Consider the following 16,510-nt stretch of genomic DNA (forward strand, 5'->3'; position numbering starts at 1 on the left):
TTCAGAGCCACTTCTTCGATTCTGCAATCACTGTGTTCATTCTGCTCTGCAGCGTTCTGTCGCGACGAACGGCAAGGTAGAGAGTCTCACTGACCGGGGTGGCAAGCCGGTGCGTCTTCACCCACTTGGGTCTCCCGAAGGCCTCGACAGCATGGGCTGGTAATACGGTAAATCCTAATCCCATGCTCACCGGCTCCAGAATCAAACCAATCTGATTCGAAAAACCTTTCTTTTGAAACAGGTTACTGTGCTGAAACTGAGTGTAATTGGCACCAAGCAGCATACCCGCATGATGAGCTCCATCAGGGTGGTCAATAAATCCGAGTTCGATTAACGATTCCCAGCTGGGCTCAACAATATCGGCGGGCGTCACTAGCAGGAGAGATTCTTTTGCGACCGGTGAACAGCTCACTTCTTCCAGAGTTGACGCGCTGGTCATATACCCAAAATCGATCCTGTAATCGGAAAGCGCGTTTTCGACGTCAGCATTTGGAGCGAACCGGTAATCAATCACAAGCCCGGGATGCTGGCTTTGCAAATTTAGGAGGTGAGGGTATAGCTTGAGCCCCACGCTTCCCGGGGACATGACTTTAACTAAGCCTTCGTACGGAGGGTCTTCGACGATTCTTTGTTCAAGGCTGGATAGCGCCTGAAGGATCGCACGTCCTTCGGCGTACAGCAGTTCGCCAGCATCTGTGAGCGAAAACTGTTTGCCTTCACGAATCAGAAGGGCAACGCCCAACTGGTCTTCCAGTTTTCGCACGTGTTGACTGACTCCGGATTGAGTCATGTGCAGGCGCTCAGCCGTGCGAGTGAAGTGACCTACCTCAACGAGTGTGCAAAAGCTCCTGAGCCAGGTAGTGTTAGTCATTACAAATTATACTCATATGCATGATAAACGATAATTTTACGTACTTATAAGGCGATTGTAACCTGTCTCTACGTTAAAACAGGAGTGCAGGACATGAACAACGTTTATCCAAGAAATTTTTCGCACATCGGTATTTCAGTACCCAGTCTTGAAGATGCCGTTAAATTTTATACCGAGGTGATGGGTTGGTATCTGATCATGGAGCCAACGGAGATCGTTGAGGATGACAGCACCATTGGTGAAATGTGCACCGAGGTGTTTGGCAAAGGTTGGGGAAGCTTCCGCATTGCCCACATGTCTACCGGAGACAGGATTGGTGTCGAGGTATTCCAGTTTAAAAACCAGACGAATCCGGAGGATAACTTTGAGTATTGGAAAACCGGTATCTTCCATTTCTGCGTGCAGGATCCGAACGTTGAAGAACTCGCTGATCGTATCGTAGCAGCCGGTGGCAAGAAGCGTATGCAGAAGCCGCGTTACTACTATCCGGGTGAGAAGCCTTACCGCATGATCTACATGGAAGACCCGTTCGGGAACATTCTGGAGATATACAGCCACAGCTATGAGCTGATCTACAGCGAAGGCGCATACTGAAATGCTTGGGGCACCTTGGCCGATGCCCGGTCGGTCAGGTGCTTCGTCTGCGCTTGATCATTTCGTCGGCAAGGCCAGTAAGATCTGACGCACAAAGGTCGGGGACGGGGACATTGGTTGCAGGCAGCATGTCGTTGTAGGGGCGTTTGAGAAATGCGCCCTGGCATCCGGTAGCTTGTGCACCGATGGTATCCCACAGGTGGCAGGCTACGAGGCACAGATCTGAAGTCTCGACCTCCAACTCTTTAGCGACAAGACGGTAGGTTTCCGGAGCCGGCTTGAATTTTTCTACTTCAGCGACACTGAAAGCCCTTTCAAAAAAACTGCTTAATCCTGCTTTCTCAAGCGGAGTGGGGGAGGCGCCGGCGGCTGAGTTGGTTAGCGTCACCATTCGAAACCCGGCGTCCTGCAAGCGGGTGAGTGCGGGTAAAACGTCAGGGTGTGCCGGCATTGAACTCATTCGTTCTTTCAGCTCTGCAACATCCGTATCCGCAATGTTCACGCCATGGATACTCGCCGTCATTTTCAGGGCACCAATGCCTAGCTCTCCAAAGGGCGAGTATAGTCCCGAGAGGGTCATTGTCTGGGAATAAAGTACAAGCTGTGCGAACCATTCTCTAAGCACGCCCGGATTGCCAAAGATTCGATCAAACAATGGCTCCAGGGTAGTGATATCCAGAAGCGTTTCATTTACGTCAAATACGATTATCGAGGGAAAGGCTTCATTTGGCATAAGGCATTCTCTTGTTAAGGTTTCCGGAGCGCTGGAACTTGTTGGAATGTTAGTTGGATTCCATGACTCTAACTGGACTTGAATGGTTGCTCAATATAAAATTGAGTAATCATTCAAACTCCAGCGCCGTATAGTATTTCGGCACCAATAACTGGGAATATCCATGGCTCGAGCAATGATTCACAACCGGCAAGATTCTCTGGAGCGGGCGCTGCACCTGTTCTGGCAGAAAGGCTTTCATGCCACCTCGCTGAAGGACCTGGAGAAAGCTCTCGATATGCGACCGGGGAGTATCTATGCAACCTTCGGTAGCAAAGACGGGCTTTTCCAGGAGTCTCTGGAGCGATATGCCAGTCTGGGGCTGGCGAATCTTGAACGTATCTTACTCGCCCATGAATCACCTTTAGCTGGCCTGGCGGCTTATTTGCGCGGGCTTGGCGGGCTTTGTGATCAGGGTTTACCAAGTCGTGCCTGTATGCTGGTAAAAAGTCTGCTTGAATTGGGTGAGCGTGAGCACGCTGCCCGGAGCAAAGCAGAAGAGTTGTTGGCCGGTATGGAGGCGCGCTTTGTGTCTCGTTTCGCTGACGCTCAGAGGATGGGGGAACTGGATAGCCGGCTCGATCCCATCCGGCTCGGCCGCAGGTTGCAGGCTGAGGTGATGGGGCTGAGGGCCTTCGCTCAGCGTGATGTGGACAGTGCTGCCGTACATGCCCTGGCAGAAGATATGGCGCTGTCACTGGAAGCGCTGCGCATCAATGGTGAAACAGGTAGTGATACGCACTGATAGTTCTGAGGTATTTGCCTGCTCTCATGGTTCTCATCCACAGAGCAGGTTGTTCAAGGCCCGAAGGTCAGCCCGCTGATTCCGGCGCCAGCTTATCCTGCGTTTTCCGATCAAAATCCGAGGCATCATGGCGCTCATGCAGTTGCTCTGAAAGCGGGCCTCTGGTGCGATTCACTATACGGCCACGCTGAACGGCTGGGCGTTCAAGAATGTCTTTTGCCCAGCGGCGCACGTTCTTATAGCTCTCCACCTGTAGGAACTCGCCTGCGTCATAGGCCTCTCCCAGCACCAGGTTTCCGTACCAGGGCCAAGTGGCGATATCCGCAATGGAGTATTCGTTTCCGCCGAGGTAGCGATGCTCGGCCAGCTCCCGGTCCAGTACGTCAAGTTGGCGTTTGACTTCCATGGTGAAACGATCGATCGGGTATTCAAACTTTTCAGGTGCGTAGGCATAGAAGTGCCCGAAGCCACCGCCCAGATAAGGAGCGGATCCTTGCAGCCAGAAGAGCCAGTTCAGCACTTCGGTGCGTGCGGCCGTTTCTTTGGGCAGAAATTGCCCGAATTTCTCGGCAAGATATAGAAGGATCGAGCCACTCTCAAAGACCCGGATGCCGGTTTCGGTATCTAATAGCGCAGGGATTTTTGAGTTCGGATTAATGTCGACGAAACCTGATGAAAACTGATCACCTTCGCCAATACGGATCAGATGCGCATCGTACTCTGCGCCAGTTTCACCAGCAGCGAGTAATTCTTCGGCCATGATGGTCACTTTCTGGCCGTTGGGTGTACCCATTGAATAAATCTGCAAGGGATGCTTTCCTCGCGGCAATGAGGCCTCATGGGTCGGCCCTGCGACGGGGCGGTTAATGCTGGCCCATTCACCGCCATTCTCTGCGTCCCAGGTCCAGACGCTTGGTGGTTGGTACTGATTGGTATCCGACATAACCCTGATCTCCTATACGTTTTCGCGCTCGAAGCCGGAAAGCTGCCCTTTGGGGAATCCAGCAAGCCGGCTTTCGAGCCTTTATGATTAACTTGCCTTATGCCACTCAAATTTCTGGAATGGCTCGTCTACTGGGGTTTCTGCAAGATGATTGGTGTAGTTGCTCATCACTTTTTGCGCGGTGGCAAGAATCACTTCAAGGATCTGGCGCTTGGTGAAACCTGCTTCCAGAAATGCGTCCACTGCTTTTTGGTCGACATTGCCACGGCCACGCACGAGAGCAAGGGTGAATTCGCGCAGGGCTTCAAGTCGATCAGTTGGCAGCGGCGTTTCGTTTCTCAGCGCTTCGGTAATGGCGTCATCAACGTTCATGTTTTTCGCGATGCCGGTGTGGGCGGGCACGCAATAATGGCAAGCATGTTCAACATTGATAGTCTGCCACACCACAGTGACTTCCTCGTCATCAAAGCTGCTGTCCAGAAACAGTTGGTGAAGCTGTTGATAAGCTTCAAGCAGTCCAGGAGCTTCGGCCATAACCGCGTGCAGGTTTGGAACCATACCAAAGGCTTCAACGGAATTTTCGAGTAGGCCTTTGCTTTCCTGCGGCGCACTTTGCTTATCGTGAAGAGTAAACTTGGCCATGGATTGCCTCCTTCCAGTTAATATCAAAGTGATATAGCTCGCAATTGCATAGGCTGTAACGAATTGAAGAGATCGCTCAGTTCATTGCGTAATACAGCGTATGTGCGAGTTCGACGGAAGGACTCTAACTCAAATTGAGCAATCGCTCAATATGTATTTGAGTGAACATTCAATTAACAAAAATACATTCGCCGTGACGGGTTTGATATAAGAGGTTCTGGTTGCGCTTTTTTGGGAAAGCTCCTGGGCGTGGCAAAGATGACACTCTTTGATCGGGATCTGTAGCAAGCATGAATAGAATGCACTCCGTTAGTCGTATCAGAGAAGTCTTCATGTCTTTTTTACTGCTGGGATTGACCTCTTTCGGCGGCCCCATCGCCCACCTTGGCTACTTTCGCACTGAGTTTGTTGAGCGCCGTCGATGGCTGTCCGAACAGGCATACGCCGATCTGGTGGCTCTGTGCCAGTTCCTGCCGGGTCCGGCCAGCAGCCAGGTAGGCTTCGCATTGGGTCTGATGCGCGCAGGCCCCTGGGGTGCCGCTACAGCCTGGGCGGCTTTTACTTTGCCTTCCGCCATGGTGTTGGTGCTCTTTGCTTTGGGATCGGCTGTACTTGATGGCCCTGTCAGTCAGGGCATTATCCACGGGCTCAAGGTAACGGCTGTAGCCATCGTGGCTCACGCTGTGTGGGGTATGGCGCGTAATCTCTGCCCGGATCGCAAGCGCGCCGGCATTGCGCTTGCAGCAGTGATTATCGTCGTTCTGGCAAATGGCCCCCTGGGTCAGGTTGCAGCCATTGTGATTGGTGCGCTGGCGGGGATGGCACTTTGCCAAGCCCATACCGAAGTTCAATTTCACGAGTTATTAATACCCGTCTCCATCCGTGCCAGTCGCATGGCCGGCGTAATCTTCTCTGCCTTGTTAGTCGGCTTGCCACTTCTGGTGTGGGTCAACCCCGCCGAAAGTCTGCAAGTAATGGATGCCTTTTATCGCGCTGGCGCCCTGGTATTCGGTGGAGGCCACGTGGTATTGCCGCTGCTTGAGGCGGAGGTTGTGGAATCCGGTTGGGTTGGGGCGAACGAGTTCCTGACAGGCTATGGCGCGGCTCAGGCAATACCGGGGCCACTGTTCACTTTTGCTTCCTATTTGGGAATGACAATGACGCCGCTTGGCGGCAGCCTGTTCGGCGCTTCTCTGGCGTTGGTTATGATTTTCCTGCCGGGCATGCTGCTATTGGTCGCGGTCTTGCCCCATTGGAACCGATTCCGCTGCTGGGGCAACGCGCGGGCTTTGATGAGCGGAGCAAATGCGGCAGTGGTGGGTATTCTGGGCGCAGCCCTCTACCAACCGGTCTGGACCAGCGCGATTCTCGGCCCTGAAGACTTTGCTCTCGCACTTACGGGCTTTCTGTTGCTAAGTCTATGGAAGCTGCCCGCCTGGGCGGTGGTGATCATCATGGCGAGCGGAGGCATTCTAATTACCATGTAGAGCGCATCGTAATCCTGCGGTTTGCGCTCCGCCCAGTTTTAGGCGCGGTTAAACGATTTCCATAAGATAGTGGTGATCCAGCTTATCGATTTCCGCAAAGCCCAATCGTTCGTACAGCCGCTTCGCATCCTGATTGGCGTGCAGAACCTGAAGGCGAAGCGGGACTCCCCGCGCCCGTGCGTCTGCCAGCAGGTTATTCAGAAGAGTGGTTCCCAAACCTAGCCGCTGGTAGTCGGGCCAAATCTGCAACTCATGCAGCCAGTTGCAATCCTCAAGCTGTTCCAGAATCACAACGCCGACGCGATCCGTTCCTGTTTCAATAACCTGGGCCGGTCGCGGCTGATCCCACTTTGAGAAAAAAAGCTGCCGTTGGAAGGTTTCGTCCCATTCGCCAAATTGACGAACCACAACATCTAGGAAGGACTCTTTGTTCAACGTGTAGAGCCACTCAAGTTCGTCTGGTCGCGTATTTCTCAGAGAGTAGTTCATCAGTCGGAGTCGGTTTCGCACTTTCGCCAGACCAGCAGTCGATTATTCGCTGGCATCTCGAAATCCGATTCCAGAAACAGTTTGTTTTCATTACTGATGCGCTTCAGGTCATTCATGTCGCGAATCCCCATTGCCGGGTTCTGTTGCCGCAGATGCGCGTCGAACTGTTGATTGCTGGCACTGGTAAACTGACCGTTGTAATTGAATGGACCATACAGGCAGAAGGCTTCATTTGGCTGGAGGTTGGCGGATACCCCCCGAAACATGGCCTCAACTTCTGGCCACGACATGATGTGGGAAGTATTGGCAGAGAAAACTCCGTTTATTCGCGGCAATTGCCATTCTTCGACGGAAACATCCAGAGCCAGTGGTTTGTTGATGTTTGGCAAGCGAGCCTCTGTCAGCCATGGCTCGCATAGCTGGTAGTTACTCGGATGGTCGCTGGGCTGCCAGGTAAGGTGCGATAGGTTACCTGCAAAATGAACGGCGTGTTGTCCGGTTCCTGTTCCTATTTCCAGAACGGTTCCCGGTTGGCTGAATACCGTAGCAAGTTTTTCGAGAATAACCTGTTTGTTATTCTCGCAGGCTTGCGAAAATGGCTTTCCTGCAGTCATCGGGGCCCCTGATTTGTCGCTGGATGTTTGAAGTGCCAAGCTCCGTATGAATCTAACGTTTGAAAGCGAGAGTGTCCAAGGAGAATAACGGAGTATGGCGGGCGTATTCATCAAACCGAACAGCACCGGGTATGCAGATGCGCTGGTCTGTGAAGCGAAAGGACTTGAAAGCCTGAGGGAAGTTCTTCGCGACCAGGGGATAAGCTGTTTACGAGTTCCGGAGGTTTACAGTGTCAGTGAAAGTGAACTCAAGGTTACGGCGGTTGATTCGTGTTCTGCGTCACCGACTACGCTCAAGATGTTTGGCGAAGGCCTTGCGCGAATGCACAAGGCCAGGCAACCACAATATGGTTGGGGCTGGAATAACTACATCGGGCTATCGCCGCAGCCAAACCGTTGGTCTGCGAACTGGGGTGAGTTTTTTGTAAGGGATCGCCTTGGGTACCAGGTTTCTATAATTCGGGAGCCTTCTGTAAAAGCCGCATTTGAGGACTGTCTAAGTACCTACCAAGAGAGCCTGGTTGACTGGCTGAATGAACATTGCACTCATGCCAGCCTTCTGCACGGGGATCTCTGGTGCGGTAACGTGTTGTTTGATGCCGAAGATCCCTGGTTGATTGACCCTGCGGTGTATTGTGGTGACAGGGAAGCTGACCTGGCGATGACCGAAATGTTCGGTGGTTTTGGCAGTGCGTTCTATGCAGCTTACGATCGGCTTTACCCGCGGTCAGAGGTCTATGTGCAGAAGCGCGATATCTACAATCTCTATCACTACCTGAACCACTACAACCTTTTCGGTTCAGGCTATCTGGATGGGTGCCGGCGCGGGTTTTCGTTGCTGAAACAGGCGGTCACAAATTCTTGAAAAGTTGGGGTTGCTCCATTTCAGGCGAGGCCGGCGCTCTTCAGGATAAACACTCCCAGGGTTATGGTAACGCTTGCCATCAGCGTGGTTATTGCGATGATGTTTGCCGCCAGACGGTCGTTGCCACCAAGTGCTTTCGCCATTACAAAACTCGCGGCCGCAGTCGGGCTTGCGAAAAATAGGAACATCAGGCCGAGTTCCGGCCCGGAGAAGCCTATCGCCCATGCGGCACCGGTGCAAAGCACTGGTAGTATGACCATTTTCATGAGCGAAGAGCTGAATGCGGTTGAGCTGTCACTGCGAAGAGCGCTGAAAGAAATGGTGGCGCCAATGCACAGCAGTGCCAGTGGCAATGTAAGGGAGGCAAAATAATCACCGCTGGTCATTACCCAGTTGGGCAGTTTCAGATCAAGCCAGGCAACAGGAATGGCAGCGAATACAGAGAGTATCAGAGGGTTGCGCAGAATATCCTGAAGGATACGGTTCCATTGTGGGGAGTGCCCCGGCTGATAGGCGGTGAGCACGATCACAGAAAGCGCGTTGTAAGACAGTATGACTATCCCTAGTAGAATGCCGCCTGCCGATAGCCCGAACTCTCCGTAGAGGTTAGCCGCCAGCGCCAGGCCCACAATGCCGCAGTTGCCTCGAAAGGCGCCCTGAACGTACACGCCCCGGTCTTCGTGAGCAACCTTCCAGCGAGCCCACAGCCAGGTGAGGCCAAAGCTGGCGAGCGTTGCAAACAGGTAAAAAATAAGAAGGTTCGGGTTAAGGGATGCATTGAGATCGGCTTTAATAATGCTGAGAAAAACCAGAGTCGGCAGTGTGGCTTTGAAAACCAATGCAGAAGCAGTGTGGACAAAAGAGTCATCAATCCAACCAATTCTTCGAAGGCCCAGCCCGATAAAGACCATGGCAAAGACTGGGAGGGTGGTTTCCAGTGTCTGTAGGAAAATGCTGATAAGATCCATTTGATTGGCCAAAAGTCTGAGGATTGATGCCCGTATCATAGTTCTGACGGAAAGGTAATGAAATCACTTGCCGAGAGACGTAGAGGGTGGGCTATAGTAGTGCGCAACCTAATTTGGACATGAGGGCAAGCATGAACGCCGTAAACCCCACGCCGGAGCAGCTAAAAAAGGTACTGGCAGACACGCCCAAAGACCAGCCCGTGGTTATGCTGAACCTTTTAAGATTTCGCGATAAAGCTGACTACGCCGATGAATCCGGTGACCGGAGCGGGCGTGAAGCCTACCAACTGTATATGCGCGAAGCTGCCGCCTGTGTCAGTGCCGTGGGAGCCGAAGTTATATGGTCTGGCCGCAGTGTTGGCTCCCTTATTGCGCCGCCAGATGAATCCTGGGATCAAGTGTTGCTTGTACGCTACCCCTCAATCGATGCGTTTATGGCAATGATTGAAAGCACCGAGTACAAGGGGGTGGTGAAACATCGCACCGCCGCTTTGAGCGACTCAAGGCTGGTTGCAAACCTCGAAGGCCAAGGCTGAGACCGCACCTCAGCCCGTGAGCCCTGAGTCCAGTATCCCGGTTTGGCGTATTGCCATGTAAGTTGCTGTCCCTGCTGCAATTGAGAGTAGGGCATTGCGACGCCATAAATGAACAATCACCACAAGCGCACCCGCAAGAATTGCGTCTAGCCCAGGCGCCGCCCCTGACCAGTCTCCCGAACGTTGCAAGAAAACCGTTGCCAGCAACGCCATCACAGCTGCAGGTAAATAGCGCCCCAGGTGTTTGATTAACGGGTGTTCGGTATGACGCTCAAAAAACAGAAAAGGTATGACCCGGGTTGCAAAGGTCGCGATTGCGGCCACAGCAATGAATGCAACCAGATAACCAGTGTCAGACATGGTGGCTAGTCTCCGCGCCGGGTTTGGCTCGCAGTTTGCGATATTGAAGTAAGAGTACGCCGGTAACAATGGCGATAGCGCCGATTAGCTGATGCGCTGGCGGTAGCAAGATCATAGAGATTCCCGCAGCCGCAGCACCGGCCCATACCGGAAAGGCGTCCCCCAGGGCTTTGAGTTGTTCAATGGTGAGAACGATAAACAGCGCAACAAGCGCAAACTCAATACCTGTGCTGTCGAACACAACATTACGTCCAAGAAGCGCACCTAGCGTGCAGCCAATCACCCAGTAAACCTGGTTGAATGCCGTGATTCGAAAATCCACATCAAGCTCATGGTTGGTATTGGGAGAGCGCGGTCGGCTGGTGAGCAGTGAGTATGTCTCGTCGGTCAGCCCGAAAATAAGATACAACTTGCGCCAGCCGGCGCCCCGGAACTGCCCGAGTAAGGAAAGTCCGTAAAAAAGGTGGCGGGCGTTGAGTACGAACATGGCAATGAATACTTCCAGCAGGCCGGCCCCCACTGTCAGCAGACTGACCGCCAGAATCTGGCCGGCACCTGCATAGATCACAACGCCCATCAGGGGCGCTGCCCACCATGCGTAGTCGAGCTGGGTTGTAAACAGCACGCCGAACGCCATCCCGAGCGGGAGATAGCCGAACAGAATTGGAAGTGTGAGGCGAAAAACCAACGGGTTCATTAGCATCCAAACTTTCTGAAAGCGGAGGATGATAGAGAATCGTCCGGGATTTTGAAAGTGGGGGAGACTTCTCCCCGGCCGGCATAATCCCTAAGATAGGCGTCTTTAAAGGAGATAATATGAGCGACGAAACCGCGCATCAGCCTCAGTCTGATCCCCGAGAGGAAAAGTTCATTGTAGACAGGGAGTTATTGACGGAAGATCAGTTGAATGGTCTGGCAGAAGAGTATTGCACTCGCTACCACGGCTTGAATGATACCGAAAACCCTCTGGCCGAGCTAAGTGGGGTGCGGGCAGCCATTAACAGGGGCGATCTGGTAGTCTGGTTCGATCCTGTTGAGAATTCAGCCGGGCTTGGCTCTCCGAATTGAAGGGGCAGCATTCCGGTGTATTTCGGTTTGCACCTACCCGGGGGCGCCTGTAAACGTTACAATCGCGCTGATTTCCGAAAGCAGTATGCGAGGTGAGATTTGATCAGGGTACTGGTTGTAGATGACCATGAGCTGGTTTGTTCCGGGATAACCCGGATGCTCGCGGATAATCCCGATTTTGATGTTATCGGCCAGTCTTCATCAGGTGAAGACGCTATAGAATTCGTGCGCAAAGACCGCCCGGATGTCGTATTGATGGATATCCGCATGCCGGGCATTGGTGGTCTGGAAGCTACGCGACGCATTCTGAGAATAGACGATACCATTCGTGTGATCGTCGTAACTGCCTGCGCAGACGACCCCTATCCAGCTCGCGTAATGCAGAGCGGCGCTTCCGCGTATGTCACCAAAGGCGCTGATATCCGCGAAATGATTCGCGCAATTCGCATGGCCCACTCTGGCCAGCGCTACATCAGTCCGGAAATTGCCCAGAAGATGGCACTCAAGCAGTTGGGTGGTGATAAGGACGAGGAAGGCGAGTTATCGATGTTTGATCGCCTGTCCGAGCGTGAAATGCAGATCGCCATGATGGTTGTGGACTGTCAGAAAGTTCAGGATATTTCAGACAAACTCTGCCTGAGCCCGAAGACCGTCAACAGCTATCGTTACCGCATATTCGAAAAACTGGAAATTTCCAGTGATGTTGAGTTGGCTTTAATGGCCGTTCGTCTTGGGTTGCTCGATGCCCACAAGATCTGATTCCCCGAGTGAAACTAACGGGGAGTTCGACAGTAAGCACTTCCTGAAACAGCTGACAGAACGGCCCGGTGTCTACCGCATGTATGACATCGGTGGCTCTGTGCTGTACGTAGGGAAAGCGGGTAACCTGAAAAAAAGAGTCAGCAGCTACTTTCGCAAAACCGGGTTGGCGCCAAAAACCGAAGCACTGGTTGCCAAAATTGCCTCCATTGAAGTGACGATTACCGGGAGCGAGACAGAAGCACTTCTGCTTGAGCAGAACCTGATCAAGTCATTGCGTCCGCCCTATAACATCCTGCTCCGGGATGATAAATCCTATCCTTACATTTACGTTTCCTCCCACACCGATTATCCCTCATTAACCTTCCGGCGTGGGCGCACGAAAAAAGGGGGAGGTACCTGGTACGGGCCCTTTCCAAGCTCTGGAGCTGTTAAGGAAAGCCTTAATGTATTGCAAAAGGTTTTCCGCATAAGATCTTGTAGTGAAAGCTATTTTAGAAATAGAACCCGCCCATGCCTTCAGTATCAGATCAATCGATGCACAGCGCCTTGCGTGGAGTATATTTCGCCCGAGGACTACAGGGAGGATATCCGGCACGCCACCATGTTTCTCGAAGGCAAAAACCCGGCGATCATTCGTGATCTGATGAACGCCATGGAAACAGCCGCTAAAAACCTGGAATTCGAAAAAGCCGCAGCCTACCGGGATCAGGTCAACCATTTGCGCCACGTACAGGAACAGCAATCGGTAGACGGTGAGGGCGGAGACGCTGATGTTATTGCCATCGCACAGGATGCCGGTGTGGTGTGTATTGTGGTGATTATTGTGCGGGGCGGCAGGGTTTTGGGAACCAAGGACTACTTTCCCCGTTATTCGCTCGAGCAATCTGAAGGTGAGCTGCTTAGCGCCTTTCTCGGGCAATACTATTTTGGCGGCAACACTCGCCGGGAGATCCCGAAAGACGTCTTGGTACCTGTTGATGTGGAAGGGCAGGAACTTCTTGCGCAGGCGCTTTCTGATGCGGCGAACCGTGAAACCCGTATACGTGGTAACGTAAGAGGCGAACGCCGCCGGTGGCTGGAGCTGGCGATGACCAACGCCCGGCAAACTCTGCTTACACATATTGCCAGCAAAGAAACGGTCTATCGTCGGTTGCTCGCTCTGCGGGACATGCTGGAGCTTGCGGAAACCCCTTCGCGGATGGAGTGTTTCGATATCAGCCACAGTCATGGGGAGAATACCGTCGCATCCTGTGTCGTTTTCGATGAGAATGGGCCGCTGAAAAGTGATTACCGCTTATATAACATTGAAGGTGTCACTGCCGGCGACGATTACGGCGCCATGCGGCAGGTGTTAACCCGTCGCTACCGTCGAATGGTTGCGGGTGAGGGTAAACGGCCAGACCTTGTTTTTATCGACGGTGGTAAGGGCCAGTTGAACATTGCCCGGGAAGTGTTTGATGAACTTGGAATTTCGGATATTCCGCTAATCGGCGTCGCCAAGGGAGTAACCCGCCGTGCAGGCATGGAGCAGTTAATTGATGCCATGACGGCAAACGTATTTCGGGTGCCGGCTGATTCGCCGGCGTTGCACCTGATCCAGCATATCAGGGACGAGTCCCACCGCTTTGCCATTACCGGACATCGAAAAGGGCGTGACAAAAAACGCCGTCAGTCCACGCTGGAAGGCATTGAGGGGGTTGGCCCCAAACGTCGCCGGGAGCTCATTCGGTATTTCGGCGGCATACAAGACCTACGCAAAGCCAGCGTTGATGAGATGACCAAGGTACAGGGCATCAGTAAATCGTTGGCTGAAAACATATACGCAGCACTGCACGATGAGTAAAAGCCCTATGAATTTACCGAATCTGCTCACACTCTCCCGCATCGTTATGATTCCGGTCTTTGTGGTGGTGTTCTATCTCCCCGTGCAGTGGAGCTACATGGCAAGTGCGGCGATTTTCGGGATAGCAGCAGCCACTGACTGGCTGGACGGTTACCTTGCGCGCAAACTTGACCAGAGCACGCCTTTCGGTGCCTTTCTCGACCCGGTTGCAGATAAGTTGATGGTGGCGGTAGCTCTGGCGTTATTAATTCAGGAGTATTCCGCAATCCTGCTCACCATACCGGCAACGGTAATCATTGGTCGGGAGATTGTGATCTCTGCATTGCGGGAGTGGATGGCGGAAATTGGCAGCCGTGCGAGCGTTGCGGTGTCGTACATTGGCAAGGTTAAAACCACGGCGCAGATGGCTTCTATCGTGGGTCTGCTGGCCTTTCCTCCGGGCCTGCTTCTCTCTCAGCTTTCTGTTGTTCTCTTGTACGTTGCCGCCGTTCTGACTCTCTGGTCCATGGGGCTTTACATCAAAGCGGCCTGGCCAGACCTCTTCCCTCAGGAGGACTGATCAGGGCGCGTTTCACAGGCGTTTGCCCATTCGATAACCTGGCCCGCCAGATCTTCTCCGGCGCTTCCGAACGCCTGTACAACCGCTTCTACACCCCTGTCTTCTGCTGGTGCTGAAACAATGAAGCTGTCGGAGCACAAAATCGCTCTTGAACGGTTGTTGATCAGCTGACCATGAACCGCAATGGTTACCCGTGTGCTCTCGCCATAGCTAACTGAGTGGAAGCCCGTAATTTCGGTTGCCAGAGTGAGATCGGTATTGCCGGGGCTGGTATCTGTGGCGACATCCCGGAAACCTGCGTTCGCCCTGAAAGCCCCCGTTAGCATGTCTCGAAGTACTACCGGCACCGTATCCCGCCAGCGTACGCCTCTATATACCTGGAATTCCCATGGTTCAGGCTTGGAGAGAATCCGGGTGCTGTTGAAAGGCTCAGACGCAAAAGGTGTATCAATGCGAAGGCTTTCAGGCCGGCTGATATCACTCTTTTGCAGGCTCTTCGGGGCTGGGAAGTCCATTACCCGTGGCGGTTCCGGTCTGGGGAAAACCGTACAGGCAGTCATCATCCCGGAAAATACCAGGACGGCACCCGCAAATCTGAATACCTTTGTAGCTGTTTGATTCACGGGGATACCTCCTTGATGGTTGGGCCGCCCCAGATAGTGCCCCTTGGGTCTTCTTCCAGTCGGTGGGTAAAGCGATTCAGGTTTCGGAGAGTGTTGCGCAGCTCTCGCAGAGCCGGAGCCAGTTCACCCATACCCTGAAGCCCGGAATCCAGGGCGCCCTCATTATCCAGGGTTAATTGATCAATACGGTTGGCCGTTTCCTCAATTCCGGTCATGGCTGCGTTCATAGTGATCAATACAGCCTTTCCTTCGTTTTGCAGCAAGGTGTTGGCGTTATCCGAGACGGCCGTAACCCTGGATGCAGCTTCGGCAGCCCGTTGACTGGCATTGTCCATGCGTTCCAGCAAGGCTGCTAGCTGGTCCCGGCTGCTCAGCAGTGAGTCGCTTGCCTCTCTCGCATTGCGGAGTATGGCTGTCAGGTTTTCGGTATTTTCTTCTGATAGAAGCCTGTTTGCGCTGGTGAGCAACTTGTCCGCTTTGGTCAGCAGAACTTCGCCGTTTGTGAGGAGGCTGTTGAACGCTGAAGGCTCAGCGATGATCAATGCCGGGTCCTCTCTGCTACCCTCCAGCACGGGGCTATCTTTGCTGCCACCGCTGAACTGAACACTCATGCTGCCGGTAATATTGGCCAGCACCAGCCCTGCACGGGTGTTCTCCCGCACGGGAACAGTCTGCTCCACACGGACCAGAACCCTTACCTGGCCGGGTTTGGTCTGGTCCAGTTTGAGGTCAAGCACATCGCCAACTTTAACGCCGCTGTAAAGAACCGGGTTGCCTTCTGCGAGGCCACCTACTGCGTGGTCAAACACAATTTCATAGTAGGCCCACTCACGGTCTGCAGACGATTTGGCCAGCCATAGCGCAAAAGACAGCGCTGCCACCACCGCAATCAGCGTAAAAAGCCCGATGATCAGATGATGTGCTTTCGGTTCCATAGACTCTTACTCCCGTATCCGGCTCGATTCATGAGCCTGGAATGCATAACTGGCGGCCCGCCCGCGGGGGCCCTGAAAATATTCCTGAATCCACGAATCGTCGGTCGCTGCAACTTTTTCAATATTGTCTGCCACCAGAACCTTTTTCTGAGACAGAACGGCAACCCGGTCGCAGGTTGTATAAAGTGTGTCCAGGTCATGGGTCACCAGAAATACCGTCAGCCCTAATGCGTCCCGTAGGGTAACAATGAGCCTGTCAAAAGCGGCAGCGCCAATCGGGTCCAGGCCAGCGGTGGGTTCATCCAGGAAAAGGATCTCAGGGTCCATCGCCAGAGCACGTGCCAGCGCTGCACGTTTGACCATACCACCAGAAAGTTCAGACGGGTACTTGAGAGCGGAATCCGCCGGTAATCCAGTCAGTGCAAGCTTCATTCGGGCAAGCTCTTGCGCATCGGAACGGGACAGGTCGCAATGCTCGATCAATGGCAAGGCTATGTTTTGTATAAGATTTAAAGAGGTGAATAACGCACCTCTCTGGAACAGAACGCCAAACCGTTGCTCCGTTTCTGAGCGCTCTGAGTCGCTTAGCTTGTCGAGATCTTTACCGAATACTCGTATTTGGCCAGCTGAAGGCTTATGCAGCCCCACAATGCTTCTGAGAAGTACCGATTTTCCGGTTCCCGAACCGCCAACAACGCCCAGAATTTCGCCTCTGACAAGATCCAGATCGAGATCTTTGTGAACAACATGGCTGCCGAAGCGGTTGTCCAGATCCCGAACCTCAATAACGGGGTTAGCCTGCTTGCGGGGTGTGTCAAACCTGGAGTCAGCCAT

Annotated in this window: 21 protein-coding genes; 9 read left to right on the plus strand and 12 right to left on the minus strand. The window is 53.2% G+C overall.

Annotated elements, in window-relative coordinates:
• Nucleotide 1 precedes the first annotated feature (1 nt).
• Nucleotides 2-871: a LysR family transcriptional regulator gene (locus Q4501_RS08565; RefSeq protein ID WP_303595803.1), complete on the minus strand. Its 870-nt coding sequence runs from the start codon at nucleotides 869-871 to the stop codon at nucleotides 2-4.
• A 93-nt stretch (nucleotides 872-964) separates the two neighbouring features.
• Here Q4501_RS08565 and Q4501_RS08570 point away from each other — a divergent pair, with 93 nt between their 5' ends.
• Entirely contained in the window at nucleotides 965-1,465 is a 501-nt protein-coding gene (locus tag Q4501_RS08570) for a lactoylglutathione lyase family protein (protein WP_303595804.1), read from the plus strand.
• Between the two features lie 34 nt (nucleotides 1,466-1,499).
• On the opposite strand, the gene Q4501_RS08575 is transcribed toward Q4501_RS08570, so the two are convergent.
• Nucleotides 1,500-2,198 (minus strand): haloacid dehalogenase type II, encoded by a 699-nt coding sequence (locus Q4501_RS08575; protein ID WP_303595805.1) that lies wholly within the window; start codon nucleotides 2,196-2,198, stop codon nucleotides 1,500-1,502.
• Nucleotides 2,199-2,361: 163 nt separating this feature from the next.
• Here Q4501_RS08575 and Q4501_RS08580 point away from each other — a divergent pair, with 163 nt between their 5' ends.
• On the plus strand, nucleotides 2,362-2,982 hold the full coding sequence (locus Q4501_RS08580; protein WP_303595806.1) for a TetR/AcrR family transcriptional regulator: 621 nt from the start codon (nucleotides 2,362-2,364) through the stop codon (nucleotides 2,980-2,982).
• A gap of 67 nt (nucleotides 2,983-3,049) precedes the next feature.
• Here the strand turns inward: Q4501_RS08580 and yghU are convergent, their stop codons facing one another.
• Nucleotides 3,050-3,925 (minus strand): glutathione-dependent disulfide-bond oxidoreductase, encoded by an 876-nt coding sequence (yghU, locus tag Q4501_RS08585; RefSeq protein WP_303595807.1) that lies wholly within the window; start codon nucleotides 3,923-3,925, stop codon nucleotides 3,050-3,052.
• Nucleotides 3,926-4,012: 87 nt separating this feature from the next.
• Nucleotides 4,013-4,567 carry a carboxymuconolactone decarboxylase family protein gene (locus tag Q4501_RS08590; protein ID WP_303595808.1) on the minus strand — a complete coding sequence of 185 codons (555 nt, stop codon included), beginning with the start codon at nucleotides 4,565-4,567 and terminating at the stop codon, nucleotides 4,013-4,015.
• Nucleotides 4,568-4,857: 290 nt separating this feature from the next.
• On the opposite strand from Q4501_RS08590, the gene chrA reads away from it, so the two are divergent.
• A complete protein-coding gene (gene chrA / locus Q4501_RS08595; RefSeq protein ID WP_303595809.1) occupies nucleotides 4,858-6,054 on the plus strand; it encodes a chromate efflux transporter in 1,197 nt (398 codons plus the stop codon).
• Nucleotides 6,055-6,102: 48 nt separating this feature from the next.
• Here the strand turns inward: chrA and Q4501_RS08600 are convergent, their stop codons facing one another.
• Entirely contained in the window at nucleotides 6,103-6,543 is a 441-nt protein-coding gene (locus tag Q4501_RS08600) for an N-acetyltransferase (RefSeq protein ID WP_303595810.1), read from the minus strand.
• Nucleotides 6,543-7,157 carry a DUF938 domain-containing protein gene (locus Q4501_RS08605; protein WP_303595811.1) on the minus strand — a complete coding sequence of 205 codons (615 nt, stop codon included), beginning with the start codon at nucleotides 7,155-7,157 and terminating at the stop codon, nucleotides 6,543-6,545. Before Q4501_RS08605 ends, Q4501_RS08600 begins: the two co-directional genes overlap by 1 nt.
• Nucleotides 7,158-7,251: 94 nt before the next feature.
• Here Q4501_RS08605 and Q4501_RS08610 point away from each other — a divergent pair, with 94 nt between their 5' ends.
• On the plus strand, nucleotides 7,252-8,022 hold the full coding sequence (locus Q4501_RS08610; protein WP_303595812.1) for a fructosamine kinase family protein: 771 nt from the start codon (nucleotides 7,252-7,254) through the stop codon (nucleotides 8,020-8,022).
• A gap of 20 nt (nucleotides 8,023-8,042) precedes the next feature.
• Here Q4501_RS08610 and Q4501_RS08615 read toward each other — a convergent pair whose 3' ends face one another.
• Nucleotides 8,043-8,990, minus strand: a complete 948-nt coding sequence (locus Q4501_RS08615) for an AEC family transporter (RefSeq protein ID WP_303595813.1) — start codon at nucleotides 8,988-8,990, stop codon at nucleotides 8,043-8,045.
• Between the two features lie 131 nt (nucleotides 8,991-9,121).
• On the opposite strand from Q4501_RS08615, the gene Q4501_RS08620 reads away from it, so the two are divergent.
• Entirely contained in the window at nucleotides 9,122-9,526 is a 405-nt protein-coding gene (locus tag Q4501_RS08620) for a DUF1330 domain-containing protein (RefSeq protein WP_303595814.1), read from the plus strand.
• Nucleotides 9,527-9,535: 9 nt separating this feature from the next.
• Here Q4501_RS08620 and Q4501_RS08625 read toward each other — a convergent pair whose 3' ends face one another.
• Nucleotides 9,536-9,886 (minus strand): branched-chain amino acid transporter permease, encoded by a 351-nt coding sequence (locus Q4501_RS08625; RefSeq protein WP_303595815.1) that lies wholly within the window; start codon nucleotides 9,884-9,886, stop codon nucleotides 9,536-9,538.
• The gene (locus Q4501_RS08630; RefSeq protein ID WP_303595816.1) at nucleotides 9,879-10,583 is read right to left on the minus strand and encodes an AzlC family ABC transporter permease; all 705 of its coding nucleotides are present in this window, start codon (nucleotides 10,581-10,583) and stop codon (nucleotides 9,879-9,881) included. The genes Q4501_RS08625 and Q4501_RS08630 overlap by 8 nt, the downstream gene beginning before the upstream one ends.
• Before the next feature lie 119 nt (nucleotides 10,584-10,702).
• Here Q4501_RS08630 and Q4501_RS08635 point away from each other — a divergent pair, with 119 nt between their 5' ends.
• The 4 genes from Q4501_RS08635 to pgsA all read left to right on the plus strand — a co-directional run bounded on the left by Q4501_RS08635 (nucleotide 10,703) and on the right by pgsA (nucleotide 14,118).
• Entirely contained in the window at nucleotides 10,703-10,954 is a 252-nt protein-coding gene (locus Q4501_RS08635; RefSeq protein WP_303595817.1) for a hypothetical protein, read from the plus strand.
• A gap of 99 nt (nucleotides 10,955-11,053) precedes the next feature.
• Nucleotides 11,054-11,713 (plus strand): UvrY/SirA/GacA family response regulator transcription factor, encoded by a 660-nt coding sequence (gene uvrY / locus Q4501_RS08640; protein WP_303595818.1) that lies wholly within the window; start codon nucleotides 11,054-11,056, stop codon nucleotides 11,711-11,713.
• Nucleotides 11,697-13,559 carry an excinuclease ABC subunit UvrC gene (uvrC, locus tag Q4501_RS08645; RefSeq protein WP_303595819.1) on the plus strand — a complete coding sequence of 621 codons (1,863 nt, stop codon included), beginning with the start codon at nucleotides 11,697-11,699 and terminating at the stop codon, nucleotides 13,557-13,559. Before uvrY ends, uvrC begins: the two co-directional genes overlap by 17 nt.
• Before the next feature lie 7 nt (nucleotides 13,560-13,566).
• On the plus strand, nucleotides 13,567-14,118 hold the full coding sequence (gene pgsA / locus Q4501_RS08650) for a CDP-diacylglycerol--glycerol-3-phosphate 3-phosphatidyltransferase (protein ID WP_303595820.1): 552 nt from the start codon (nucleotides 13,567-13,569) through the stop codon (nucleotides 14,116-14,118).
• On the opposite strand, the gene Q4501_RS08655 is transcribed toward pgsA, so the two are convergent.
• The 3 genes from Q4501_RS08655 to Q4501_RS08665 are packed head-to-tail and all read right to left on the minus strand — an operon-like array spanning nucleotide 14,106 to nucleotide 16,510.
• Nucleotides 14,106-14,741 carry an ABC-type transport auxiliary lipoprotein family protein gene (locus Q4501_RS08655; RefSeq protein ID WP_303595821.1) on the minus strand — a complete coding sequence of 212 codons (636 nt, stop codon included), beginning with the start codon at nucleotides 14,739-14,741 and terminating at the stop codon, nucleotides 14,106-14,108. The two genes, pgsA and Q4501_RS08655, sit on opposite strands and share 13 nt — an antisense overlap.
• The gene (locus tag Q4501_RS08660) at nucleotides 14,738-15,676 is read right to left on the minus strand and encodes an MlaD family protein (protein ID WP_303595822.1); all 939 of its coding nucleotides are present in this window, start codon (nucleotides 15,674-15,676) and stop codon (nucleotides 14,738-14,740) included. Before Q4501_RS08660 ends, Q4501_RS08655 begins: the two co-directional genes overlap by 4 nt.
• Nucleotides 15,677-15,682: 6 nt before the next feature.
• Nucleotides 15,683-16,510: an ABC transporter ATP-binding protein gene (locus tag Q4501_RS08665; protein ID WP_303595823.1), complete on the minus strand. Its 828-nt coding sequence runs from the start codon at nucleotides 16,508-16,510 to the stop codon at nucleotides 15,683-15,685.

Origin of the sequence: Marinobacter sp. 2_MG-2023, assembly GCF_030546935.1 — a bacterium.
Classification (GTDB): Bacteria; Pseudomonadota; Gammaproteobacteria; order Pseudomonadales; family Oleiphilaceae; genus Marinobacter.

Coding starts and splice junctions, on each gene's coding strand:
- Q4501_RS08565 (WP_303595803.1), bottom strand. CDS start 871: ATGACTAACACTACCTGGCTCAGGAGCTTTTGCACACTCGTTGAGGTA.
- Q4501_RS08570 (WP_303595804.1), top strand. CDS start 965: ATGAACAACGTTTATCCAAGAAATTTTTCGCACATCGGTATTTCAGTA.
- Q4501_RS08575 (WP_303595805.1), bottom strand. CDS start 2,198: ATGCCAAATGAAGCCTTTCCCTCGATAATCGTATTTGACGTAAATGAA.
- Q4501_RS08580 (WP_303595806.1), top strand. CDS start 2,362: ATGGCTCGAGCAATGATTCACAACCGGCAAGATTCTCTGGAGCGGGCG.
- yghU (WP_303595807.1), bottom strand. CDS start 3,925: ATGTCGGATACCAATCAGTACCAACCACCAAGCGTCTGGACCTGGGAC.
- Q4501_RS08590 (WP_303595808.1), bottom strand. CDS start 4,567: ATGGCCAAGTTTACTCTTCACGATAAGCAAAGTGCGCCGCAGGAAAGC.
- chrA (WP_303595809.1), top strand. CDS start 4,858: ATGAATAGAATGCACTCCGTTAGTCGTATCAGAGAAGTCTTCATGTCT.
- Q4501_RS08600 (WP_303595810.1), bottom strand. CDS start 6,543: ATGAACTACTCTCTGAGAAATACGCGACCAGACGAACTTGAGTGGCTC.
- Q4501_RS08605 (WP_303595811.1), bottom strand. CDS start 7,157: ATGACTGCAGGAAAGCCATTTTCGCAAGCCTGCGAGAATAACAAACAG.
- Q4501_RS08610 (WP_303595812.1), top strand. CDS start 7,252: ATGGCGGGCGTATTCATCAAACCGAACAGCACCGGGTATGCAGATGCG.
- Q4501_RS08615 (WP_303595813.1), bottom strand. CDS start 8,990: ATGGATCTTATCAGCATTTTCCTACAGACACTGGAAACCACCCTCCCA.
- Q4501_RS08620 (WP_303595814.1), top strand. CDS start 9,122: ATGAACGCCGTAAACCCCACGCCGGAGCAGCTAAAAAAGGTACTGGCA.
- Q4501_RS08625 (WP_303595815.1), bottom strand. CDS start 9,886: ATGTCTGACACTGGTTATCTGGTTGCATTCATTGCTGTGGCCGCAATC.
- Q4501_RS08630 (WP_303595816.1), bottom strand. CDS start 10,583: ATGAACCCGTTGGTTTTTCGCCTCACACTTCCAATTCTGTTCGGCTAT.
- Q4501_RS08635 (WP_303595817.1), top strand. CDS start 10,703: ATGAGCGACGAAACCGCGCATCAGCCTCAGTCTGATCCCCGAGAGGAA.
- uvrC (WP_303595819.1), top strand. CDS start 11,697: ATGCCCACAAGATCTGATTCCCCGAGTGAAACTAACGGGGAGTTCGAC.
- pgsA (WP_303595820.1), top strand. CDS start 13,567: ATGAATTTACCGAATCTGCTCACACTCTCCCGCATCGTTATGATTCCG.
- Q4501_RS08660 (WP_303595822.1), bottom strand. CDS start 15,676: ATGGAACCGAAAGCACATCATCTGATCATCGGGCTTTTTACGCTGATT.
- Q4501_RS08665 (WP_303595823.1), bottom strand. CDS start 16,510: ATGGCTGACTCCAGGTTTGACACACCCCGCAAGCAGGCTAACCCCGTT.